The organism is Bacteroides sp. OM05-12, assembly GCF_003438995.1.
GTDB lineage: Bacteria > Bacteroidota > Bacteroidia > Bacteroidales > Bacteroidaceae > Bacteroides.
In genome coordinates, this window is the sequence record NZ_QSUN01000017.1 from 47,891 (window position 1) to 74,861 (window position 26,971).

Consider the following 26,971-nt stretch of genomic DNA (forward strand, 5'->3'; position numbering starts at 1 on the left):
AAAAGAAGCAGATTATCAACATCAACAATGAATTATTTGTATATTTGCAAACCAATATTCACTCTTTTGAAATGACAGATCAAGTATCTTGCAAAATAAAAACACATTGCGACGAATGCCCCAAGTCTTGTGAAAATGTAATAACTCTACTTTCATGGACAAAAGGACAGCATGTACCTGCCAACAAATGTGAACAAAACTACATGATATTTCTTACGAAAGGAACATTGCTGGTAAATAGTAAGGAGTATGCCGGTACTACTATCTACGAAAACCACTTTATATTGCAAGCTATCGGTTCCAAGATTGAAATGCTCGCCATGACTGATGTAGAGGTTATCATCTACAGATTTAATGAACCTCATTATATATGCGAAACCAGATATAAAAAAGCAATCGAGAACGCCGAGGCTCCGTTAATCTATTCCCCATTAAAAATGGTTCCTGCCCTGACACAATACTTGGAAGGTATGAAACTCTATATAGCCGACCAGATGATATGCAAAGACTTTTTTGACATCAAACAGAAAGAGCTCAACTTCATCTTAAACTGCTATTACTCTTTGCAGGATTTATATACTTTATATGCTCCTATATCCGCATATACAAATAGCCTTCACTACTTTGTTATGCAAAACTATAATAAGGTAAAAACAGTAGAAGAACTGGCACACTTGGGAGGTTATAGCATCACTACGTTCCGAAGAATGTTCAAAAACCTGTTCAATGAACCTGCTTATGAGTGGATATTGAGACAAAAACGGAATGGTATTATGGAAGATTTGCTGCAAACCGGACTTACCATCAGTGAGATCAGCAGCAAATACGGTTTTGACTCTCTACCGCATTTCTCCAATTTCTGCAAGACTTGTTTCGGAAGCTCGCCGCGTACTATCCGCAAGCAAAGACAAGAGATCAAAAAAATATAAGAACCGACTCTTTTTCAAGTCATTTCCAACCCCAAAACAGAGATAAAAAAGGAAAACTTGCACTTTTTTATCTCCATCGCTGATTATTGCAACTTTTTGGTTAATTTTAATAACGTTGTCAAATGTTTTTGCCTATATATTTGCAGCAATTAATTAATCAACTAATATTTAATATTATGAAAAAGTTATTATTACCGGTATTTGCTTTATTAGCATTAGCATCTTGCAACAACGAAGAAATTCAAGACATTCAAAGTAACGAACCTGTGGAAATTAAATTAAATGCAGGTTTAGTACAAACAAGAGCCGCCATCGAAAGTGATGCAGCTGGGAAATTAACAGCAGAACTCACTAAAGTTCAATTTATCAGAGCGGATGGAGCAACAGTCGATTGGACAACAGCAACCGCCGCATCTTTTACCGGAACTATAGGAACAGATGGAAAAATCACCGGATTTACAGAATATTATCCAACTGATGGAAGCAATGCAAATATAGTAGGTTATTACCCTGCAGCTACCTCAATAGCAGCCGGCAAGTTGTCAATGACAATCGATGGTTCAAATGATGTTATTTATGCCGCACCAGTTAGCGGTAGTAAAACAGTTGCAATGCCTGCAATGGCATTTAATCATAAACTTACACAGTTTAAATTCATTGTAAAAATAGACGGTACAACTGTAACTGAAGAAGTTACGAACGTTAATGTCTCTATAAACAATGCAAATACAACCTTCGATATGGCAATTGCAGATGGCGCAATAACAAACTTTGCTACTCCAATCAATACAATAAAAGCTATGACTAATGCAACAACAAGTGCAACTGCCAGTGAAGGAATTATGCTTGAACCCAACCTGTCTTCTTTATCTGTTAAAATCACAGCCGATGGATATACTGAAAAAGATATAGCAATTACCCCAAATGCTTCCGAAACTAAATTCGAGGAAGGAAAAGTATATACCATTACATTAGTACTAAGCAAAGTAAAGATTGAGGCCTCAGCTACAGTTGGACAATGGATAGATGGAACTAATCCGAATGATTTTCCTGTCGAATAAGATCTATTTTATAAACTCACACGAAGAAAGCCAATCGCACTGATTGGCTTTTTTTATACCCCTGTAACAATTAAAGAATTATTTCCGTAATTCCTTGTTTAATAAATGGATTTGCTTTACTTTTGCAGGAATAATAGCAAGAAACTTTAGTTCTAACAATTAAATAATTTAAATTCAATCATTTATGTGGTTAAGTAATTCATCTGTAGGAAGGAAAGTGGTGATGAGTATCACTGGTATCGCACTTATCCTGTTTCTGACGTTTCACATGGCGATGAACCTTGTGGCAATCTTCTCAGAAGAAGGCTACAACATGGTTTGCGAGTTCCTTGGAGCCAACTGGTACGCACTGGTTGCTACATTGGGCCTTGCCGCTCTATTTGTCATTCACATCATCTACGCATTCTGGTTGACTATGCAAAACAGAAACGCCCGCGGTAGCGAACGATATGCTGTTGTAGAAAAACCGAAAAGTGTAGAATGGGCTTCTCAAAACATGCTCGTACTGGGTATCATCGTTATTGCCGGTTTGGCTTTACACTTTTACAATTTCTGGTACAAGATGCAATTCTCAGAGATTATGGGTATCCACGATGCATTTGCCAATGGTGGCATAGCACCGACAGACGGAGCAGCATTCATCCGTGAAACATTTAGCTGCCCTGTTTATGTTATCATTTATTTAGTATGGTTTGCAGCCATCTGGTTCCATCTTACTCACGGCTTCTGGAGTGCATTGCAGACATTAGGCTGGAGCAATAAGGTTTGGTTCGAACGTTGGAAATGTATTTCTAACATCTACTCAACACTTCTCATTCTCGGATTCGCTTTAGTCGTTGTTGTTTTCTTCGCTAAATCTCTGATGTGCGGAGGCGCATGCTAATTGTCAATTGTAAATCATTAAATAGTAAATCATATTATGACTAAGATAGATTCAAAGATTCCTGAAGGCCCGTTGGCTGAGAAATGGACAAACTATAAAGCTCATCAAAAGCTCGTTAACCCGGCAAACAAACGCCGTCTGGACATTATCGTTGTTGGTACCGGTCTTGCAGGTGCATCTGCTGCCGCTTCACTTGGCGCACTGGGTTTCAAAGTGTTAAACTTCTGCATTCAAGATTCTCCCCGCCGTGCTCACTCCATCGCAGCACAAGGAGGTATCAATGCCGCAAAGAATTATCCTAATGATGGTGACTCTGTTTACCGTCTTTTCTACGATACAATTAAAGGTGGTGACTACCGTGCACGCGAAGCAAACGTTTATCGTTTGGCTGAGGTTTCCAATGCTATCATTGACCAATGCGTTGCACAAGGTGTTCCCTTCGCTCGCGAATACGGTGGCTTACTTGACAACCGTTCTTTCGGTGGTGCTCAGGTATCACGTACATTCTACGCCCGCGGTCAAACCGGACAGCAGTTACTTCTTGGAGCATACTCAGCATTGAGCCGCCAAGTACAATTGGGCAACGTTAAGTTATTCACTCGCTATGAAATGCTCGACGTGGTTATCATCGAAGGACGTGCACGCGGTATTATCGCCCGTAACCTTGTAACCGGCAATATCGAACGCTTCTCTGCTCATGCAGTGGTTATCGGTACCGGTGGTTATGGAAATACTTTCTTCCTGTCAACCAACGCTATGGGCTGTAACGGCTCTGCTGCTATGCAATGCTACCGCAAAGGTGCTTACTTTGCCAACCCATGTTTCGCGCAGATTCACCCGACTTGTATTCCTGTACACGGCGACAAGCAGTCTAAATTGACGTTGATGTCCGAATCTCTTCGTAATGACGGACGCATCTGGGTTCCAAAGAAACTGGAAGATGCCAAAGCATTGCAAGCTGGTAAACTTAAACCGACAGAGATTAAGGAAGAAGACCGTGATTATTACTTGGAACGTCGCTATCCGGCATTCGGCAACTTGGTTCCTCGTGACGTTGCTTCCCGTGCGGCTAAAGAACGTTGCGATAAAGGATATGGCGTGAACAACACAGGTCTTGCTGTTTATCTTGACTTCTCAGAGGCTATCGGTCGTTTGGGTGAAGATGTGGTAAGAGCACGTTACGGTAACCTCTTCGATATGTATGAAGAAATTACGGACGAGAACCCTTATAAGACTCCGATGATGATATTCCCTGCTATCCACTACACAATGGGTGGTATTTGGGTTGACTATGAACTGATGACTTCCATCCCCGGACTGTTTGCTATCGGTGAAGCAAACTTCTCCGATCACGGTGCTAACCGTTTAGGAGCATCTGCGTTGATGCAAGGTTTGGCAGACGGATATTTCGTATTACCTTATACTATACAAAACTATCTTGCCGATCAGATTCAGGTGTCACGTTTCTCAACCGATCTTCCTGAATTTGCAGAGGCAGAAAAGGCCGTTAATGATAAGATTGCCCGTTTGATGAGTATCAAGGGTAAACATTCTGTTGACTCTATCCATAAAAAGCTCGGACACATTATGTGGGACTTCGTTGGTATGGGACGTACAAAGGAATCTTTGGAAACAGCTTTAGTACAACTGAAAGAGGTTAAAAAAGAATTCTGGAGCGATGTTCGCATACCGGGTGAAGCTAACACACTAAATGTTGAACTTGAAAAGGCTCTTCGTCTTGCAGATTTCATTGAAATCGGTGAGCTAATGGCTTATGACGGTTTGAACCGTAACGAATCTTGTGGCGGACACTTCCGTGAAGAATACCAAACTCCGGAAGGCGAAGCTCTTCGTGATGATGCCAACTACTCTTATGTAGCTTGTTGGAAATATACCGGCGAAGATTCTAAACCGGAATTAATTAAGGAAGACTTGAACTATGAATTCACCAAAGTTCAAACACGTAATTACAAATCTTAATAAACAGAGCAGACAATGGATAAAAATATAAGTTTCACGCTTAAAGTATGGCGTCAGAGAGGCCCGAAAGAAAAAGGTGCTTTTGAAACATACCAAATGAAAGATATTCCGGGCGATACTTCATTCCTTGAAACGCTGGATATCTTAAACGAACAGCTTATCAACGAAGGTAAAGAACCTATCGTATTTGATCACGATTGCCGCGAAGGTATCTGTGGTATGTGTTCTCTTTATGTGAACGGACACCCACACGGACCGGCAACAGGCGCTACAACCTGTCAACTTTACATACGCCGTTTCAAAGATGGAGATACGATTACAGTTGAGCCATGGCGTTCTGCCGGTTTCCCTGTTATCCGCGACTTGATGGTAGACCGTAATGCATTCGATAAGATCCAACAAGCCGGAGGTTATGTATCTATCAATACCGGAGGTATTCCTGATGCAAACTCTATCGCTATTCCCAAGCCGATAGCTGAAGAAGCAATGGACGCTGCCGCTTGTATTGGTTGCGGTGCTTGTGTAGCAGCTTGTAAGAATGGCTCTGCAATGCTATTTGTTTCTGCAAAGGTTAGCCAGCTGGCTCTTCTTCCTCAAGGAAAAGTGGAAGGCGCACGCCGTGCAAAGGCTATGCTTGCAAAGATGGACGAACTTGGTTTCGGTAACTGTACTAACACAAGAGCTTGCGAAGCAGAATGCCCGAAGTGTGTTTCTATCAGCAACATCGCTCGTCTCAACCGCGAATTCATCAAAGCTAAATTAAAAGATTAATAGTCCTTTGATATAATAAAGAAGGTGGGTTCTTATCGCAGAATCCACCTTTCTTTTATTTTATAAGTTTACTTATTCAAACCATACCCCACTATCCAAAAGGCTTGCCGAATTAGCTATCGCTTCCTGACAAACTAGCTCGTTTCTCTCAAGTAACTGCCTATCTCATATAATGTGCAACAAGTCTTTCACAACTGTGCAAATCCTCTTTCACATATTGTGAAAGATGTCTTTCATATATTGTGAAAAAGGAAGTTTTACATCGGGCAACAGTTACCTTCCTTGAGCCGGAAGATAACTCCGCCCGAAGCGGGAGATATATGTATTAGCTCCGCTTATCTAATCACAACCTTAGCTGATTTAATGCCCTCTTCATTTCCGGCTTTTACAATCCAAAAACCAGCACCGAGTTGTAAACGAGCATCCTCATCCACACGCAATGTCTTAACCAACGCTCCGTCCATTCCATAGACACTAATAATAGCTTGGCCGCGAACACCATTCACGTAAACATTTACTCCGTCTGTAGATATAATCAAAGAATTGTCAGAAAGCACCTGCTTACAAATTCCGGTAGCATCATCTTGCTCTATAAGCGCAGGAATAGGATCCCAACTATCATTTCCCTTTGTGAAGTTGAGCGTTGTAATGGCCGTACCGTCGGACAGAACCGGTTCTGTCAATACAGTAGACCAATCAGCACGTGCAGAAGCAGCATCTTCGGTCTCTTCAATTGTTCCATACTCGTAACAAAGAGGAGACGTACCGCCCAAACTGTTGTTCCATCCTTCCGGCTTAATTAATGATTGTCCGTTATAATCCGGATGATTGCTTGTTCCTATCGTGGTATTGTAGAATACTACCTCTGCCGTATTGGCTTGCCACGGTCTTCCGAAATATCCCGGTTTGGAACGATAAGCAGAAGCAGTTTCTATTTCCGGTTCGGCAGATGTAACTTTACACTCATACATCAGATAACCTCTTCCGCTACTCTGCTGTGCTGCCGTGATATAAGAGACATCATTGTTGTTTTCGCTCGTATTCATCGCCAGTTCACTCTTATAGAACACAGCCGTCATACCGCCAAAGATATAATCGGTTCCACCCATCATCACTCCTTTATAAATAGCAGCTCTTACATTCGTACCACCATAGAAAGAGTCTTGACGACCTACAACCCGGCATTTATTAAGAATAACCTTATCCGTATTATTTGCTATTGCAATGGCAGCCGCACGTTCTACAAAGCTCTTATCCTGTACTGCCGTACTGCCCACTTGTGTCGGACGTGTGCCCTTACCTCCGGTCACCCATTCCACAACGACATCTTCGGATTCTTTCTTGGATATATATTGGTTATAAGAGTTCTCAAAGATGATGTTCTCTGCTTCAAAACCATCGGCACTCACTACAACGGTCGCATTCCAATAAGAATTATTAGTCGTACCGCTTCCGGTATTTACGTAAGACAAATAGCCATTCTCTTTATTTACTTTCAAGGTTTCCTCGTTCCACTGCTGATTACCGGCCATACTATAATAGCTATATCCATGACCATAATAAGAAGTAATACGAACGGCACTTTCATCTATATCAACACCTTTGTTCTTCAATGCAATGCTTGGTTTTACGGCAGCATTAATCAAAGAGACATTAGGAATATCGACCACTAACATTTCTTCATAATTCCTCGGTTCGATCATAATCTTCACCCGTTCATTGTTAGGACGAGTCATACATCTTACAGTTTCCAATGCAGCATTGATTGTAGTACACTCCTTATCTGTACCCACATATATTGTTTCTGTATAAGGGATTACTTTAGAAACTCTAATCTCCGTAAGATAAGTAGGCTGCACACTCCCGGAACCATCAGCTTTGCTATAAGCATCACCAAAAGCAAGCGTCACAACACCACTCCCCTCTCCTGTATACGTGTACTCTACAGATTCAAATTTACTGGTACTACCCGCAGAAGTGGTTGTTTTAATCTCTTCGCCTCCGTTAATCGTAAAGTTGGCAGCATAATAATAGGTAATAGTGACCTTACTTCCTTTTTCTACCGGAACAGCGATCGTAGCTCCACTAGGTGCCAGCAAGTGCCCTTTTGCTATCTCATTCTTTATGCTTCCGGTAAATGCCAAGCCTTTATAAGCCGTAGCTCCATTAGCAATCACCTGATCATCAAATGACCAAACAGACACAGGCTTAAAGGCAATACTCTTTTCTACCGCCCTTCCTTCTACTTTTAGATTGGAAGTCAGAGCCTGTTGCAGAGGATATTCATCCAAACCGGATACCGCAACAGAATATACACCATCTCTCAGTTTAATATCCGAAAGAGAAGCAAAAGAATAACTGTATCCTTCCTCATTCAGATTTGTAAAAGTCACACTCATCTTAGCTGTTTGTTCCGAAGCCAGACCTTCTGCATTAAGCGTCACGGTATAGGTAGGTTTAGCTTGGAAGAGGATATCCTTTGACATATCTCCGGTGATCGTTATTTTATCATCCGTCAATTGATAGTCATTCACTCCTTCTGCAGAGATTGTATATTCACAATTCGGTTCCAACTGCACTGTATAAGTCTTGTTCGTGAAATCGACACTGGGTTCCGGAACATAAATCTTTGTTGTAGCCGGAGTATAAACAAGAGCTAATTTACCTATCACGGCATCTAATCCCGTAATATTCCCCGTTACCGTATATAACTCAAGTTTAGTAACATGTACATCATGCGACAAATCTTCCGCATTTACCTCAACAGTAGTCACATTATCGATAATATAACCGTTTGCATTGGAAAGGCTTATTTTATAGGTATATCCCATTGGAAGTTTAACCTCATAATTTCCGTTATTGACAGTGGCATCCCAAGTCTTTCCCGCTTCATTCGTAAACTGAACACCGTAGCCTTCCGGCAGAGCAATATCCGACTGAACAGGTCCATGTACCTTTGCATAGACAACCGGCTTTCTCAAAACACGAAAATAAGAAGGCTTATCTTCACTGTCGAAAATCTTATATGTTCCTTTAAACTTAGCCACAAACTTCACTAATGAACCATTGGACGAAGCTGAAGCAAAATCAGTTTGTTTATCAGGATCATTCGTATAAACGAAATTAAGTTTGCCGTTACCATTTTGAGAATTACAATAAAGCAACACCTCGTCATCCTCATTCAGATTCAGGCTCAAGAATCTGCCTACTTGGGCAGCACCATTTACATATAAATATCCATTCAGCGTTTCGCCTTCTATTGTAACCGCTTGCTTATCATCGTAACGAGTCAAATTTGTGTTGGCTGTACGAAGTCTGTCATTCGAACCACCCGTCCAACTTAAAATACCGGCAGTAAAACCTGAAGGAAAGTTATTTCCTGAACTTCCAACTTCAATAGCCGGATCATACCATCCATTGATAAGCTCTACCGTCAACTGGTTATTGTACTTCGTATCGTCCAATTGATCGGCTCCAAAATCCCAAACGTCGGTTAATCCGTTCGATTCTTCGGTTATTACTGCCTTAACAGCGATATTAGGAACATAAGTTTCCGCTTTTTCAAATGCTATCTTTAGAGTTGTAGCAGCACCGGAGTAACTAAATTCCAAGATATTACTATTATCTTCATGATAACATTTTTCTGTTTTGGATTCTTTTGTACCCAAAGAGGCACCGGATGCGTCAGAAACAGAAACTTGCCCTTTACTATATCCGCAGCCCGCAATCTGAAGATTAACATCACCGGCAACATCTATCTCAATAATATTACCTTGCTTAAATATAGAGCCATGTTGAGCACCGTTATAACCATAAGCATTCTGAGTACCCACCAAGATTCTAAAAATACCATAATCAATGTTGGATTTACCGTCTGTGTCAGTCGGCACAATACTTCCGTCCGTCAAATCAAAGAAATAGTCCTGTCCTTTTTCCGGGGTTGTTACTTTATCTGCATACGCCCAAGAAGCAATGAGCAACCAAGCGAATGCCAGAAGAATTTTGTTTTTCATACTATCTATTGTTTTATTAATTAAATTGGAACAAAGGAATAGCTTTCCACGACAATAAATGTGTATTTTCTATTTTGTAATGTATAAAAACTGATATTCCCGTTTAAGAAACCTATTACTACTACTGTATAGACGAAGTATCTTTATGTGATTATTTTGAATTAAACACATACAAAAAGATAATCCGTGCACGGAAACGATATGTTTTAGTGAAATAATATTAAAAGAAAGCATAGAAAAGCAGAAACATTTGGAGTGAATACTCAAAAGCCATACATTTGCAATGTGATTTTTTTCATAGTATTAGATTTAAGGTTAACAAAGGTTGGAGTCAGGCGTGACTCCTTTTTTTTGCCCGTACAGTTCGTAACCACAAAACGCTTAAAGACTTCTCAAAAAAAATAGGGCCACTCAACGAGCAGCCCTATAATCAAATAGTTTCAAACCTCTTTTAAGGAATTATCACCTTAAATGATTTGCTACCGACATTACTAATCGCCTTGATAATATAATTTCCGGAATTCAAATTCTTAATTACTTCATCTTGACTGTTGACTTCCGTTTTATGCATAATTACACGTCCGGTAAAGTCATAAACGAAGACTTCGGCATCCTCTCCTGCTAAGATCTGATCTATTCCGGAACCAGTTTCTGTATTATTAACCGAAAGAGGAATAAACAAATCTGCTGCACCACGTGACGAAACTTTTATATAAGCGTCATGTACTCCAAGCTGATCAGAAGCAAAAGTAAAGTTAAACGAGCCGCCCGTTGCAGGCAATTCAGCTGTGGAAAGTTTAAACTTACTAGGATTAGCGCCATCCAACACCAGTTTAATCGGTTCTGTCAGGTTCTTTGCCGTAATCGTAATATTATCCGAAGTAGATTCGACGTTCACCTTAGCCGTAAATGAAACGGATTTTGCAGAAGAAGTCATAGTTGGCAAATCTGTACGTCCGTAACTTACATCATCTATATAATAGATAGCTGAAGATTCTTTTTCAACTCCTTTAAATCGGAATCCCATAAAGAATACATCATGGAAACCTTCTGCTTCTGCCAAATCAATATGATATTCATACCATTCTCCATTTTCATCGGCAATGCTCGGCATCTCAACACCTGCTTGCGGATTAATATAAAGCTCTCCGTCTTTCATATCCAAATAGCACAACTCTAAAGTAGCCGGTTGCCCTTCAAACAGGTTTGTTCCCATCACACGGAAAGTAAACATCTTAGAAGCAGCATTCTTATAATCAAGTGCAGGAGTTACCAATAGCATATCATGTGATTTTGCCTCCGTCGCATTCATAACATAAGCTGTAACTTTTGCACTCCTTTCAAGAACGTCTCCGGACTCATTTTTATGTTCATATCCCCACCATGCGCGCAAACCTGCCTGTGCCAGATTCTTCCATCCGTCTATCTTCAACGGTTTATTACTTGTTACATTATCAAAATGTTCATTCAATAATATACGAGGATTAGAAACGTCCAATGGTAATTCATCACCTTCTTTTTCCGGTATAATCGTACTTGGAGTAGCTACACCCTTGACAGTTAAATAGAAATCTTCCATCTCTATAGATGAGAACTTAATACGATCAACAAAAGTACCTGCCACTTTCGGGGCAAACGTTATTACCAAATTCTGGTTTGTATTCACTTTAGGGAACTGAGTGCTGGATATTCTAAATGAATCACCACTTCCTTCATCATGCATTACTGCCACGTTCAGATAGTCAGGTAAACCTGTAGTTGTAAACGTAATTGTTTGTTCCTGTGTTTTCTCCGCCTCTACAGAATAATCCACTAATCCAGAAGAGTTCACTGTCAATGTCGGAGGATTTGCCGGATCAATCGCTACTCCCGATAGATTAATGGCTTTATAGAAGCCACTCATTGCATCGCAAGTAATTGTTAAGCGTGCATTTTGATGTAAAGCCACAACAGAAGAATTGTAAGTCACAATAACTTCCGTTTTGCTGTTACCCGCAGGAATCTCTGATACAGAAGTTTGGAAATAAGCCTTATCTGTCCCGGTAACTTCAATAACAACAGGACCGGTTATTTGATTGGCAACGACTGTCAATCGTCCTAACTCGACAGCCTCATTAATATTAGTCTTTTGTCTATCAAACTTAGTAACATCCGGAGTTATTTCCAGTTTAGATTCCGTATCTGCTATGATATCAGCACTTGAACGAGGAGCGATGAGTTTACCTGTATTCAAAGTAGACACACCTATCAGGTTCTTTATCATAAAAGGAATATCCATACCTACAAAATCCATATCCGAAAGTACCCAAATCTGTGCATTGCCTGTACCATCACTAATTTCCGGACGTTTACTTACATCCGTTTCAAATTTAGCACCTGTAACCCAATTATCAACTGTTATATTTTCTATTTCTATCAAGCGAGATTCATAAGTATCTGGATTATCAGCCAATTCCTTCAGAGTCACCTTTATAGGAGTTATCGGATTATCTGAAGATACTTTTGTTCCTAAATCTGTTATTCCACTTATAGGCAACAGCAGCAATGGGCTAGTAGTTTCAACAACTCCACGCAGTCCTCGTATCTTATCTCCAACTTTATAATTTACAGTCACATCATCCCAAGCATCTCTTATTCTTAATCCATTTTCTCCATCCTGCAAACAATAGTTAGTCTTTCCTTGTGTATCTTTATAGATATATGTAATAATAGCATCACCTGTCACACGGCAGTTTGTTTCTTTAGCAGGTTTCGTAGTTCTAAGAGTCTTAATATCAGCAAAATCAGTAAGAGTTATGACCTCCCAATAAGCTGTTAATTTCGCATCCGTAGCTCCTTCACTGCTAAACAAAAGATCCCCCATAAAACCTTCAGGTTCATTAGCTACCAAACTTACAGTTAAATCAAATCCATCTTCCGATTCGGCCTGTTCTTTAGGGATTGTTGTTACAGAAGGTTTTAATTCATCAGCAACCGAGCTGGTAATCGTTATATCGTCTGTAAGATTCTTTCCTTTTACATTTACCGTTTGCGAATTAGTTTCTCCCTGAAAAACATAATTATATAAAAGCATTTTTTTAGATAAAGTTATTTCTGGGGTAGGAACCGGCTCAAGACCAAATAACTCTCCATAGCTTTGAGCAACTCGAATAGCTCCTATAAGTAAATTCGGACAATTCTTGCTTCCAGATTGCCCCTGCCTTAGTTCTATTGCCTCAAAGCCTCTAGCCGTATTAACATCACTACCAGAGCTTTGATTATAAACAGCGGCAGGGGATGGTTCAGTTACCCCAATCGCAGGATTTACAAATACAGAAACTTCATCATTGGTGTCTCCTTCTTTAATTTCATATTTAAGCACGACTAAGTAAGTCTCATCAATAGAATATTGATTTTCTGAATACATAATTGTTGTATTATTACGCGACACACCAATATAAAACTTATCCGGAGTATCTCCATTCTTTACATACAATTTAGCAAATTCTAATCCTGTTCCTCCATCTTTAAAAGCAGATGTGCCTTTAGCTACTAAATTAAAGAAATAAGCCTCTTTTCCTGCTTCTACATCAATACTTTTAAAATTCATTAAAGCACTTACATAGACAGCCCCCTCCTTTACTCCTTCTGTCGTAAATTGTTTCTGCAAATCTTGCCCTGATGCTGTTGAAGTTATTTCTACGGCATTATATACAACATCAGCATTATTAGGATAACCTTCATAAGTTAAGTTTGCTGATATGACCTGAATAGGAGCTACTGAATTAGTTCCATATTTTACCCAACTACCTTGAGAATACAAATCTTTTAATTCATAATTAAAATCTTCTGTCATTAACACCTGTGCATTTGCACCTAACGAAAATAATGCTAAAAATACAACCAACATTGTACTTCTAATGGAAGAAACAAAGATTCTTCGGTTAAGTCCACTTTTACTCATACTTCAAGTTTTTAAGATATTAGTCACTTTTAAATCAAAACAATAATCATTATTGCAATTTTAGTTATAATTTACAAGAAATACAAATATTATTGTATATATTTGCAAATAAACTTAAAATAGCACAGAAACATGAAGAAGATTTTCATTTGCACCATCATAGGTATAATAATCGGATACGAAGTAAATGCTCAAAATGTGAAAGCGAATTTCACAGCTGAAGAGTGCACAAAAGAAGTATATAAACAAGGATTTGATTCAAATCAAGATTTAGCGGAATGGACATTAACAACTACGAATGAAACAAATACTTGGTATTTAGGAAATTCACGAATTACAGGTATTCCTCCATTTAGCTCTATAGATCCAACCAGTATTAACTCACTGGCAATTAAATATGATGCCAAGAATGCTCAGAACGAGTCTATAACTTCCCCTGAAATGAATATTGAGTCAAATAGTTTCTGTACATTCTATGCTTGTTTTGACGGAGTTTTCGTTATGTATGCCAATCTTACAATAGAAATCATAAATACGAAAACTCAACAGAAAGACGTCCTTTTCGACGCTTTCTTATGGTCACAAGAAAGCGGTCATGAACGTCCTAAATGGCAATTCTTTAAGTATGATTTATCTGCCTATACGAATCAAACGGTTCAATTCATTATCACATATAAAGGAATGGATGGTGATGATGCACTAATCGATAATTTCTGTATTATTCAGGAAAGTAATGATGAAACAAGCACTGCTAACATACAAGAAGGAGGGCAAGTACATTTTAAAGATACATCAACAGGAAATCCGACTACTTGGGAATGGACTTTCGAAGGAGGAGAACCAGCTACTTCTACAGAGCAAAATCCCGTTATCACCTATAAAACATCCGGTAACTATCCGGTAAAGCTTATAGCAAAAAATGCAAATGGCAGTAATGAATACAGCAGAACAGATTTTGTAATGGTAAAAGGGGTAGCCCCCATAGCCGCAATAGGATGGCCCGATGAGGGGTATTTATCTCCTTATACCGGCATTTTTGTTCCTACCCAAACAGATATACATTTTACTGATATCTCGCAACACTTACCTACCGCATGGAAATGGACTCTTACTGGAAGTTCACAACCCACATCGACAGAACAAAACCCTGTTGTACGTTATAATAAAGAAGGTATTTATGACGTAACTTTACAAGTAGCAAACAGTTCAGGAACAGATTTTGTCGACTACAAAGAAGTTATTCAGGCCGGAGGAAAACAATATATATGGAACATAGAAATGCAGGAAACGGAAACATTAGAAAGCATTTACTTCCCATTCTTCGGTTATTACGGAGGTTCAAATTGGTTAGGAATGTTAGCATTTGCCGAACATTTCCAAAAACCGATAACACAGGGAAAGATTTCAGAAGTTTCCATTTTCTTCGCGTCGACCAGTACTATAACTCCGGATGCACTCATCACGGTTTCTATAGCGCAATCGCAAAATGGGCTTCCGGGCAATAAATTAGCCTCAGCCAGCATTCCGGCAAAAGAACTGCAATATAGTGATGATACTTGGTTGCCTACTGATTTTAAATTTGAGAATCCGGTAGAGATCAATGAAGAATTCTTTGTCATAGTAGAAGGAATTCCTAATAATACATCAGACAAAGGAACAGACGATATTGCCATGCTTTGCACCGCCAGACGTCCTGACGGCAGCAAATCTACAGTTTATCACCTGTTAGAAGAACAAAACGACGACGGAACACCAACAGGAAAGATAGAATGGTTCAAAAATACAGACGAGTTCCTCTCTTTCGCTATCGCACCGTTATTCACTTATACCAATGTCAGTAGTTCTATAAACAATAGCGTAGACAAGCAACAAATAAGTATTTGCCCATCGGTCATACAAAATCAAATAGAATTATTTGATACAAACAATATTGAAAACATTACAATATATACTTTATTAGGACAACAAGTTTATCAGGCAATAAATGCCTCTCCTATTAATGTAAGCCACCTACAAAAAGGGTTCTATATTATACAAGTAATCAAAGACCAACAAAAGTATACACAAAAAATTTATATTCAATAATTCCGATTCATCCCTGCTACAATAGTGTGGTCAGGGATGATTTTATTCTTAAGACTTATCCCTTTACTCTCATCCGATATTTATAAAAATCTTACTATTGAAAAATCAAGCTTACAGATGAAATCTTATATTAAATCCTGATGTAGTGCTTATCCACAAACATCAATATCCCTTTTTATGCATATTTTCATAATTGTATCCGGATTGCCTTCACTCTTCACGGTTTGGAATAAACCTCTACTGAATAGCTAATTACAGTGAAGGCACTTTTTTCAGTTAAGAATTGAGAGTTGAGTATGGAGAGCTCTTTTTGTTCGCCCATTTTGACTACCACAAACAATAGTAAAAAATATGTATTCACTATAATTGATTACATATCAACACTATACATTCTAATCGTGAAGAGGTGAAGGTAGTTTCAACCTTTTTTCAATTATATCAAATAAGCCCTAAAACACTGTTGGAGTCTATAAAAATCATCTTGATGCTTTTTACAAATACCACGATGTTTTTAAAAAACATCAGGTTGATTGAAAAAAACATCAGGACATTTGTAAACAAAGATACGGTCGATTATCTACAAACTCCTATCGTTTGCAAACAATCGACCGTATGTTGAATAGCAGGTACTTCTTTACTTTCACGCAAGCAATTGGTAAACCCCGCCTGCCAATGTTCGGATGACACCTTTCATCTCCAGTTCAAACAGGATTTCACTCATTTTATTAACCGGAATATTAGCCTCAACAATCAATGAATTAATCTGTAAATCTCCAGTCCTTTGTAAAACATCTACGATCAATTGCTCATCCTCCGTCAGATCCGGAAATAGTTGCCTTTGCACCGGAACAGCCTGCGAGCCGGAAGCGGTATCCCAACACATTGCTTTCACAAAATCCTCGGCAGACTGAATCAGCGATGCTCGATTAGTGCGAATCAAATTGTTACAACCTTGAGAAAACTCATCATTAATTCGTCCGGGAAAAGCAAAACAATCACGATGATAACTTCCGGCAATATCGGCAGTAATCAGGCTTCCCCCTTTCACTGCGGATTCTACAACAATAGTAGCATCGGACATTCCTGCAACAATGCGATTACGGCAAACAAAGTTCTGTCTGTCCGGATTTGTACCTGACATATACTCTGTCAACAAACCACCATGTCCCAACATTTCAACAGCCGTACTCCTATGCGCTGCGGGGTAAATACGGTCCAGACCATGAGCCAATACTCCGACTGTATCCATACAATTTGCCAAAGCAGCACGATGCGCATGTATATCTATGCCATACGCTAAACCGCTAACTACAAGCACATCCGGACAAAGTCTTTTCAAATCTTTCAGGAAGTCGAGACATAGCTCTTTCCCATAAGCAGTCGCATTTCTCGTACCTATCAGATTAATAACCTTAAACGCATTTAAGTTTGTATTTCCTTTATAATAAAGAAGAATGGGAGCGTCGTCACACTCACGTAGTCTGGAAGGATAATCGTCCGAGGATATTGATAAACAATCAATATGATTCTCACGGATAAAAAGAAGTTCCTGTTCTGCACGCCGAAAAGCCTCCGGTGTATCCAATGCTTTTATCAGACGAGGAGTCACTCCCGGAGCAATGCCCTCGAGATGTTCCCGTTCATGGAAAATTGTTACAGCATCTCCTACTATAGTCAACAAATTCTTGGCACCGATAGATCCCAATCCCGGAATTTTTGTCAATGCCATTAAAGAAAGCAATTCTTCTTCTGTCATTCGGATACGTATGAAGCGAACAGTTTATCAAACAATTCGCTATCTCCCAACCGTCCATTCACGACACATACTGTTTCCACTATAGACTTAATTGAAATCTTAAGATCCGGTAAACGAAATATATCTTGATAAAACAAATATTTAATGCCTTCTTTTTTCAGATAGAGCTTTGAAACAAACTCATCACCGCTTCTCAAAGGGGTCTTAAAAGCAATATTTATACGTGCCACCACAGGATCTATTCCTTGTGTATGAAGTTCCGCGAAACTTACACCTATAGAAGAAAGAAACTCGTGGCGAGTATGTTCCAGATAGTGTTGATAATTAGCATTGTTCACAATCCCCTGAAGATCACATTCATAATCACGCACCTTCATGGAAAGTTCAAAGATATATTTATCCATTATTTTAATATTATCAGATAGCTTTTACAAAGGCCCTTCTTCTCTTATGCAATTCGGTATCAAAATATTCCCATTGCGCCTGAACCTTTCCGTTCATTTCCAATTCCGGATTACTCTCTGCATATTTAAAACCCAGTTTTTGATACACCGGGATCAAATCGGAAAACAGCAATGCGTTAACTCCCTTATTCTGGTATTCGGGCTTAATGGCAACCAATAGCAAATCAAGTACCTTTGCCCGCTTTACAAACAGGGCTTTAAGCAAATGATACCATCCGAAAGGCAGTATTCTTCCCTTGGCCTTTTGCAATGCAACGGAAAGTGAAGGCATTGAAATACCGACACCGACCAATGCGTCATTTGCATCGGTGATAAGAGTCAGCATCCTCAAATCCACGATAGGAAGATACATTTTTATATATTGTTTGATCTGTCCTTGAGACAATGGTGAAAACCCATAAAGCGGACTGTATGCTTCATTCATCAATTCGAAAATAGCCTGACCATACTCTTTGGCAATCGCTTTTGAAGAAGTATATTTCTTTATTTTAAGACTATATTTCCGTTGAATAAGATCGGATATACGTTGATGTTTTTCAGGAATGCCATCAGGAATATAGATTTTATATTCTACCCAGTCTGCATCCTTTTCATATCCCAATTTCTCCATATGTTCAGGATAATACGGATAATTATAAATTGTTGCCATGGTACTCAACTGGTCATAGCCCTCTACCAACATTCCCTCCGCATCAAAGTCGGTAAACCCTAACGGTCCTTGTATGTGAGTCATTCCTCGTTCTCTACCCCACTTCTCAACCGTCTCCAGCAGTATCTTGGAGACTTCTATATCATCTATAAAATCAATCCAACCGAAACGTACATCCTTTTTACCCCACGTTTCGTTTGCTCTCTTATTAATTATTCCGGCTATACGTCCTACAAGCTTACCATCCTTATATGCAAGAAAATAATCGGCTTCGCAAAACTCAAATGCGGCATTTTTCTTTTTGCTGAAAGTATTCAGCATATCGTCATATAAATCAGGAACTGAATAACGGTTGTCCTTATAAAGCTCATAATTAAACCTGATAAAATCTTTCAACTCCTTTTTTGTCGTAACTTTTTTTACCGTTATAGCCATACGTATTCATATTTTGGCTGCAAATATAACGCTTTTTAATATAACTCGTTCTGTTTATATCTGATATCTTGTTGTCGTATAACTAAATATCCTTCTCCTCACTCAAGTAGATGACTTCAAAAAGCCAAAATCACTTCCCAAATTAAAAACACTATACTCCTTTTTTTGTTATTTTGAAGATGAGTAACAAGCGTAGAGAAAAAAAGCCGGAATATATAGCTTAATTCCAAGAATAAGATATACATTTGACCACTAAAATAAATTTGAATTTATAGTATCCATTATATTATGAAAAGAACAGTCTTTCTAATTATACTGTTTTCCGCATTCATAAGTTCTATGGCACATGCACAACTTAAAGAGGCGGTTAAAGACATATTCTCTACGATAAAAGATAGCGTAGAAACTGTTTATACTCCTAAACCGGACAGTGATTCAATCCAACTCGACCAAATGAAACGGTTACTACAAGAGGCCAAAATCAATGAAATGAATCTGCGGATAGAGATGGAACAAATACGCCTGGCATCCTCTTCTATGGACTCTCTCAAAAAAGTACAGCAAAAATCACGGATAGATTCTTTACGTACAATTACACAAGGCGTTCCCGTCATTATAAATAAAGACACCTTATTTACTCTATATGCCAAAAGGGGTGGTCTCTCTCCTTATGAACGTGCCCAAAATATAGAAAAGATTATTGATCAACTCGGACGAAAATATAATTTAAAACCTGATTCTGTCTATATAGAAACGACCGATCACGTCACTGATATTATGTACGGCAGTAAGGTTATAATATCTCTTACTGATGTAGACGGATTATGGCAAAATACGACTCGTACTGAATTGGCACAAGAATACAAAGGAATAATAACGCAAAAATTACACCAGCTAAAGGAAGAACACGGTTTTTTCCAACTACTAAAACGTATTCTTTATTTCATTCTGGTATTGGTTATACAATACCTGTTATACAAGGTTACCACTTACCTTTATCGTAAACTTAAAACCAAAATTATCAGCCTAAAGGATACTAAACTCAAACCAATCTCTTTTCATAACTATGAGTTATTGGATACTAACAAACAGGTTAAAGCACTAGTGTTCTTTTCTAACATAGGACGTTACCTAATTATCCTATTGCAACTATTGATAACCGTACCTATCTTATTTTCTATATTTCCACAGACAGAACATTTAGCAAAGAAAATATTTTCCTATTTATGGTTACCCATTAAATCCATCCTGATAGGAGTTATTGATTACATTCCGAATTTGTTCACCATCTTCGTTATCTACTTCGCTATCCGATACATTGTTAAAGGATTACGATATCTGTCCAACGAAATAGCTTCCGAGAAACTAAAAATTGCAGGTTTTTATCCGGATTGGGCTGCACCGACCTTCCATATCATCCGTTTTTTACTTTATGCATTCATGATTGCAATGATATACCCGTATCTACCCGGTTCCAACTCCGGTGTATTCCAAGGAATATCCGTCTTTGTCGGTCTGATTGTTTCATTGGGTTCAAGTACTGTTATCGGTAATATTATTGCAGGAATGGTTATCACTTATATGCGCGCATTCCGTTTGGGTGATCGCATCAAATTAAATGACATTACAGGCAATGTAATAGAAAAGACACCTTTGGTAACACGTGTAAAGACACCAAAGAATGAACTGGTCACTATTCCTAATTCATTTGTCATGTCTTCTCATACGATAAACTACAGTGAATCCGCACGCGAATTGGGACTTATCATTCATGCTGAGGTCTCCATTGGTTACGATGAGCCCTGGCGTAAGATACACCAGTTACTTATTGATAGCGCTAAAGCTACAGAAGGCGTAAGTACCGAACCGGAACCATTTGTGTTGGAAACATCATTGAGCGATTTCTATCCGGTATATCAAATCAATGCTTATATTAAAGAAGCAGATAAACTACCTAAAATATATTCGGCACTCTATCAGAATATTCAGGATAAGTTTGCAGAGGCAGAGGTAGAAATCATGTCACCGCATTATATCGCTACCAGAGATGGAAATGAATCTACTATTCCCAAGGCTAAAGATATTAAATAGCTTTTGTGCATTTCAGAATAACCCTTTTTTCATCGGCTAATGTCGTTGCAAATAAGTAAATATCTCCGCCCTCATTAAGTTTAGTACGTTTCCTCAACTCGGAAACAGAGGATGGGAAATTACGTACGGTTATATTCGCTTTCGATATTCCGGAAAGATGTTCTTTCATTTCTCTCTTATTTAACGAAAATACCGAATGACAAATAAAAATCCTTCCGGGAAAATCAGTTATCAACTGATCCGATGCATAAAGATGGCTGTTGGGATGCAACTTCTTTATTCCATATTTATATGCAATACTTTTATAAGCTCCCGCTTTTAATATAGAAGAATTAGGTTCATAGAGATATTTACCCATATCGGAAGCGTAATCGCAGATTACATTTTGTTCTTCTTCCCTGGTAAAATCAAAACATTGCATATCTCCCTTTCTATCCAAATTGACACAGTGTATCTTACAAGACTCAGTATCATTAGAGGCTAGAACAAGAAGTAACTCTTTACATTCGTTCAAAACAGAAACAATATGTACGGCTTTTGTTTTCGGCATATCAGACAGAGCCAAAGCAAGATCAAGCATTGGAGATAATTTTATCATAATCATATCGGCTTTATCCAACAAAAGCGAAGACATGGCTTTCACATCGGGCATACAATCAGAAATTGCAACCGTTTTCCCTCCCTTATCATCTCTGCGAGCCGGATCAATAAAAATACAATTTACCCTATTCGTATTTTTCAAGAAATCCACACCGTCTCCATTTACTATTTCCACATGATTAAGTCCCAATAAAGGAAAATTATGTGCAGCTATTCCACAAAGCTCCTCTTGTTTCTCTACATAAATTACTTTTTTAAAATTAGGAGCTAAAAAAGCACAGTCTATCCCAAAACCTCCCGTCAAATCAATTAAAGAGCCACCCTTTAATAACGAAGATTTATAACGAGCCGTCATCTCTGAAGAACATTGTTCTAAAGACAAATGTCTGGGATATAATAATCCATCCGTTGCATACCAAGAAGGAAGCTTATCTTTTGCAGTTTGCAATCCCGCAATTTGAGTAATAGCGACAGACATATCTACTAACGGATATTTACTCGCTTGTAACGCAAGAGCACAAACATCTTCTTTTTGGTGCTCTTGTATAAATTTAATCGTATCTGAATTTAACCGTATACCCATAATGCAAAAGTAACAAATCTCCGATATAAACCTGCATATAATCCATTTTAACAATATTTTCGTAGTGTGTTTTTTATATTTATCTTATTTTTGTATGCAATATTATAGATTGAATGACACAAGTACATCTGATATTTTACATATGCCTCTTATTATGGGGATACTGCTCACAAAACCCAGCCCAAAGGTCAATAAATAAAAATAGGGATAGTCTATATACAGAACAATACATTACAAGTATTTATATAAACGAACCAGAACGAGCGCTAAAACTATTAGAAAAAGCAGAAACCGATAAACTTTTACCTTTACATATTATTGACGACTTACGTAGCATGGCTTATCGTAATATGTATATGTGCAAATTAGCATTTATATATGCGCAAAAATCATATGCTAACGACTCTACTCAACAGAATAATCCGCAACATTTATTAAAAATGACGGTCACTTTAGCTGAGCTCGCAAATTTATTAAGTAATTATGAAGAAAGTACCGAGTTTGCAATTAAAGGGATCAAATTAGCCCAAGAGAATAAAAACAAAAAAGCGGAGGCTAAGTTACTTTTCTGCATTGGAGAGAATGAAAGAATGTTGGCTCTGACCCAAGAAAGTTATGAACGCTTCGACCAAGCAATTCAGCTATTACAAAAGGGTCAAGACATTGAAGAGATGGCAATGCTATCTTATTTCTATGGAGTAAAAATGAGTTATCTAATTGACGATTCTAGATTTGAGGAAGCAATATTTATCGGATTAGAACGCCAAAAGCTTATCAATAAAATGAATAATTCACCGGAACTTCCACCCGGCTATGCTGACTTACAATATGCATATGTCTATTCCAAATTGGCATATGCGTTATTTATGACAGGAGAATATACGCAAGCTGAAAACTATTTCAGGAAGTATTCATTAACTCATTCCGCATCAACTCCAAGCGGGAAATATGATGCAGTTCCCTATTTGTTACTTACAAAACAATATCAATCTGCTTTAGATAAGAGCTATGATCTCAAAAACATACTAGCTCAACAAGACACTCTTAACCAACAATATATAGGTATTTTACAGAATCAAATAAAAGCTTATACTGGTTTAAAGAACTATCAAAAAGTTGCTGAATTGCAAACACGGATAATGGTTATTTCTGATAGTCTTTTTATACGCGAAAAGAAAAATGCTGCATTAGAATTAAATATCATTTATAAAACAAGCCAAAAAGAAGCCCAAATCGCCAAACATATTTCACAACTGAAAATACGCACCATACTATTAGTTTCCCTTACAAGTATCTCTATATTGCTGTTACTCTTACTATGGCGTATATGGAAATATAATCGTACCATTAAATATAAAAATGCAACTTTATTACAATATATCAATGAAGAGCTTTCAAACCAAAATAAACTTCAAGAAACGTATAAATCACTCCATCTCCTGAATGAGAAAGAAGAAACAATCTACCCCCAAAATGATTCTAATACTCATAATGAGGAACAAGAACAAATAGAGAACAAAGCTATATTTGAGAAATTGAATTTTACTATAACACAAGATAAGCTATACCTATCTTCAGACTTATCAAGAGAAGAATTAGCAAAAAAAGTTCACTTGAATAATACACGTTTTGCTCGTATGATTAAGGAAAATACAGGAACCAACTTAAATGGTTATCTCAATAATTTACGGTTGAAATATGCTATCCAACTTTTAAAAGAGCAGCCGAATTACACGTTAAAAGCAATTGCCGAGGAATCCGGAATCAATAGTATGCCGACATTCCACAATCTTTTTAAAGTAAAAACAGGTATGACACCATCGGAATTTAAGAATGCACTGAAAAGCAAAAAGGTTGATTAACAAACCTATAGACAATTTTTAATCACGATAAGACTATTGTTTATAACAAATAAGGAATATTTATATATGATTTATATTAAATCGTGTTTATTTGCAAACGATTAAATTTAAACCAACAACTAAATATTACATCTTTCCATTATGGAAAAAATTAAGAGTATAAGTATAAACTTGTTGAAGGTATTGGAACGTGAGTCAAATAACAAAAATCATATATTCCTCTACCAACAAGAAAATGGCAAATGGATAGCTTTTGAACAATCTGCCTGGTTTTTATCCTTTTTTTATCCAAACATAAAATGCACAAAAAAAATATATCAATCATTTGAAGTTATTTTAGTTTCAGCAGAAATAAATGATGATATTCTAAATAAAAGAAAAGAGCTTAATTCAACAATACAAAATGAAGATGGATCTATAGTTTTATCAATAGATCTAGATTTAGCCATGCTTGCATGGAAAAATAAAATACCCTTGCATCAAAACTAATTTTATATCGATCATAATTAAATCCTTCATTTTTTATATTGATCCCAAAATCGCCCATTCTTTATAAAGGCGAAGATGGTGATAGCACATTAATTATTGCTCTGAAATAGTTTTTTATTAGATCGCTCAAAAAAGAAATGATATAAGAAAACAAGAATCATCAACATTCTATTTTGGCTCTATAAATTAAAAGGAATAGCAACAGAATATTAGTGTGTGACTACTATCCGGAACAAAAGTTTGAATTTTATTTCAATCACAGAGTACCTTTCAAAGTTTAGGGAACCCAAAGACACAAAACATCCACCGCATTGCGCAAAAATCAAATGAAACAATTGATCATACCAGAATAAATTGAAATTATCGCCAAAATACTTATTTGATGATGGTGAAGTCATAAATGTTACCCAAACTACTACAACGCCCCCAAAATAGTAGTTCCTATTATTATAACATCTATTGGAATAGTAACGGAAGAAGATCAACCTTTGCAATTAATAAAAAATAATTTAGTAATTTTAACCTACTAATGCGTGTTTAATATATAAAATAGACATACGTTTGCATATTCTGAATTAAAATAATAAACAAATGCATATTTATAAAACGCTTATTTAAATAATTATTAAATATAAATCGATTTATTCAATTCGATCAATTAAAGCAAACATCAATTAATAACAATAAATGATTATGAATCCAAGACTACTAATTAGCGTTCTCTTATTAGGGATAATAACAGCCGTTTACGGCCAATCCCAAACATTGGTACAAAAGAGTGAAATAGAACAGACAATATTAGGATACTGTTCTAACGAAATACCAGCAAAGACCAACCCAATCGGAGCTCAGGGACAAGCCGTATCAATCGGTGCTGCCATTCGCATCCCTACTTCTAAAATGGCAGGACTAAAAGGCGGAAAAATCACTAAAATACGTATCGGAACGAAAAGCGGACTAACGGGTATTTACATATGGATTCGTTCTTCTTTGGATGGAAAAGCAGACGCTTTACAACGACTTGGAAACACAGCCGACGGATGGAATGAGATCACTCTGGATACTCCTTATGAAATTACAGGAGAAGAAATTTACATCGGCTATAACGGAAAACAGCCGGCAGGTGTGATGGCCGTATTAGCAAATGAAGAAGAACAAAAAGGTGCTACTTACCTCAGTATAGAAAACGAGTGGGCCGATTACTATGGGAAAGGATTCGGAGCGCTATATATCCAGGCAATAGCCCAAGCAACTTTGCCGGAAACAGATCTTGCTATTGGAGATTTCACGATGGACAAAACTTTTTATAAAACAGATGACCCCCTAAACTTTTCATTCAACCTCAGCAATGAAGGAACAAAGTCTATCAATGGCTACTCCATTAGTTATCGCATCAACGATGGAGAAGAAATCACTGAAGACATAAACAAAACAATAGCTGCAGGAGCTAAATCAACCTATTCCAAGGAGATACCTGCAAATAATTATGGAGAAGGAACCCACCGGATTAAGGTTTATATAAGCAAACTGGCAGATGGTGCTATAGATGAAATAGCACTAAATGACACATTAGAAGGTACATTTAGCCTTTATGAGACAAGCTATCCACATAAGATTCTATTGGAACAATTTACTACCATCAACTGCGTCAATTGCCCCTATGGCGGCAAAGTACTTACCACAGCTATATCCGAACGTGACGATGTAGTATGGGTAGCCCATCACGTAGGTTATGGAACAGACGAATTAACCATCTCAGAGAGCGGAGATTATCTCAATTTCGGTGTATCAGGCGCACCGGCAGCCATGGTTGACCGCACAAAAATACCAGCAGCAACTGATACCAACTATCCTCCGTTTGGAATCGGATATTCCAATACCATCGCAGGGGCTAAAATCGTAACATCCTATATGGATTATTGTGCAGCCATCCCGGCTTTCGTTTCTGTTTCCATCGAAAACGAATATGACCCACAAACACGTCAACTTAGTATCACAGTCAATGGCGAAAGAAATGCCATCTTTAATACATTCTATCCCAAAGCAAATATCAGCGTATTCTTAACTGAAAATGGTATTTTAGCCAAAACAGCCCAAAGCGGAGCAAATAAAAATTACGTTCATAACCATGTATTGAGGGCTATTTTAACCGAAACGTTTGGTAGCAATATCGAATGGGAAAACAATAAGTTCACTTACACGACTACAACTACTCTTGATGAGGCATGGATAGCCGGCCGAATGAACGTGATTGCCATCGTAAACAAACCGTTTGACGCTCAAACATCCCCGAACGATGCACAAGTATTAAATGTAGAAGAATCTGCGATTGACGACCCAACTTATGATTCTATTACGGAGCAACAACTATCCGAAC

Annotated in this window: 16 protein-coding genes; 10 read left to right on the plus strand and 6 right to left on the minus strand. The window is 37.8% G+C overall.

Annotated elements, in window-relative coordinates:
- Positions 1-71 precede the first annotated feature (71 nt).
- The 5 genes from DXB63_RS12685 to DXB63_RS12705 all read left to right on the plus strand — a co-directional run bounded on the left by DXB63_RS12685 (position 72) and on the right by DXB63_RS12705 (position 5,624).
- The gene (locus DXB63_RS12685) at positions 72-929 is read left to right on the plus strand and encodes an AraC family transcriptional regulator (protein ID WP_122126794.1); all 858 of its coding nucleotides are present in this window, start codon (positions 72-74) and stop codon (positions 927-929) included.
- A 176-nt stretch (positions 930-1,105) separates the two neighbouring features.
- Complete coding sequence (locus DXB63_RS12690; RefSeq protein ID WP_158563684.1) at positions 1,106-1,990, plus strand: fimbrillin family protein; 885 nt, start codon at positions 1,106-1,108, stop codon at positions 1,988-1,990.
- A gap of 184 nt (positions 1,991-2,174) precedes the next feature.
- Positions 2,175-2,873 carry a succinate dehydrogenase/fumarate reductase cytochrome b subunit gene (locus DXB63_RS12695; RefSeq protein WP_122126796.1) on the plus strand — a complete coding sequence of 233 codons (699 nt, stop codon included), beginning with the start codon at positions 2,175-2,177 and terminating at the stop codon, positions 2,871-2,873.
- A gap of 36 nt (positions 2,874-2,909) precedes the next feature.
- Entirely contained in the window at positions 2,910-4,853 is a 1,944-nt protein-coding gene (locus tag DXB63_RS12700; RefSeq protein WP_122126797.1) for a fumarate reductase/succinate dehydrogenase flavoprotein subunit, read from the plus strand.
- A gap of 15 nt (positions 4,854-4,868) precedes the next feature.
- Positions 4,869-5,624: a succinate dehydrogenase/fumarate reductase iron-sulfur subunit gene (locus DXB63_RS12705; RefSeq protein ID WP_122126798.1), complete on the plus strand. Its 756-nt coding sequence runs from the start codon at positions 4,869-4,871 to the stop codon at positions 5,622-5,624.
- Positions 5,625-5,959: 335 nt separating this feature from the next.
- Here DXB63_RS12705 and DXB63_RS12710 read toward each other — a convergent pair whose 3' ends face one another.
- Both DXB63_RS12710 and DXB63_RS12715 read right to left on the minus strand, forming a co-directional pair.
- Complete coding sequence (locus DXB63_RS12710; RefSeq protein WP_122126799.1) at positions 5,960-9,637, minus strand: pectinesterase family protein; 3,678 nt, start codon at positions 9,635-9,637, stop codon at positions 5,960-5,962.
- A 451-nt stretch (positions 9,638-10,088) separates the two neighbouring features.
- Entirely contained in the window at positions 10,089-13,580 is a 3,492-nt protein-coding gene (locus DXB63_RS12715) for a T9SS-dependent choice-of-anchor J family protein (protein ID WP_122126800.1), read from the minus strand.
- A gap of 132 nt (positions 13,581-13,712) precedes the next feature.
- Here DXB63_RS12715 and DXB63_RS12720 point away from each other — a divergent pair, with 132 nt between their 5' ends.
- Positions 13,713-15,665: a PKD domain-containing protein gene (locus DXB63_RS12720; protein WP_122126801.1), complete on the plus strand. Its 1,953-nt coding sequence runs from the start codon at positions 13,713-13,715 to the stop codon at positions 15,663-15,665.
- Positions 15,666-16,305: 640 nt separating this feature from the next.
- Here the strand turns inward: DXB63_RS12720 and dprA are convergent.
- Genes dprA through DXB63_RS12735 form a run of 3 tightly spaced genes read right to left on the minus strand, consistent with a single transcriptional unit; the run spans position 16,306 to position 18,969 of the window.
- On the minus strand, positions 16,306-17,421 hold the full coding sequence (dprA, locus tag DXB63_RS12725) for a DNA-processing protein DprA (protein WP_122126802.1): 1,116 nt from the start codon (positions 17,419-17,421) through the stop codon (positions 16,306-16,308).
- Positions 17,418-17,825 carry a thioesterase family protein gene (locus DXB63_RS12730; RefSeq protein WP_122126803.1) on the minus strand — a complete coding sequence of 136 codons (408 nt, stop codon included), beginning with the start codon at positions 17,823-17,825 and terminating at the stop codon, positions 17,418-17,420. The genes dprA and DXB63_RS12730 overlap by 4 nt, the downstream gene beginning before the upstream one ends.
- A gap of 13 nt (positions 17,826-17,838) precedes the next feature.
- Positions 17,839-18,969, minus strand: coding sequence for an N-acetyltransferase (locus tag DXB63_RS12735; protein ID WP_122126804.1), 1,131 nt, complete (start codon positions 18,967-18,969; stop codon positions 17,839-17,841).
- A gap of 285 nt (positions 18,970-19,254) precedes the next feature.
- Between DXB63_RS12735 and DXB63_RS12740 the strand changes: the two genes are divergently transcribed.
- Positions 19,255-21,060, plus strand: a complete 1,806-nt coding sequence (locus DXB63_RS12740) for a mechanosensitive ion channel family protein (protein WP_199604206.1) — start codon at positions 19,255-19,257, stop codon at positions 21,058-21,060.
- Here the strand turns inward: DXB63_RS12740 and DXB63_RS12745 are convergent.
- Positions 21,053-22,237 carry an SAM-dependent methyltransferase gene (locus DXB63_RS12745; protein WP_122126810.1) on the minus strand — a complete coding sequence of 395 codons (1,185 nt, stop codon included), beginning with the start codon at positions 22,235-22,237 and terminating at the stop codon, positions 21,053-21,055. The two genes, DXB63_RS12740 and DXB63_RS12745, sit on opposite strands and share 8 nt — an antisense overlap.
- A 119-nt stretch (positions 22,238-22,356) precedes the next feature.
- Between DXB63_RS12745 and DXB63_RS12750 the strand changes: the two genes are divergently transcribed.
- The 3 genes from DXB63_RS12750 to DXB63_RS12760 form a co-directional block, all read left to right on the plus strand.
- Positions 22,357-24,105 (plus strand): AraC family transcriptional regulator, encoded by a 1,749-nt coding sequence (locus DXB63_RS12750; RefSeq protein WP_233522854.1) that lies wholly within the window; start codon positions 22,357-22,359, stop codon positions 24,103-24,105.
- Positions 24,106-24,246: 141 nt separating this feature from the next.
- The gene (locus DXB63_RS12755; RefSeq protein WP_122126806.1) at positions 24,247-24,594 is read left to right on the plus strand and encodes a hypothetical protein; all 348 of its coding nucleotides are present in this window, start codon (positions 24,247-24,249) and stop codon (positions 24,592-24,594) included.
- A gap of 693 nt (positions 24,595-25,287) precedes the next feature.
- A partial coding sequence (locus DXB63_RS12760) for an Omp28-related outer membrane protein (RefSeq protein ID WP_199604202.1) occupies positions 25,288-26,971 on the plus strand: 1,684 nt, incomplete at its 3' end.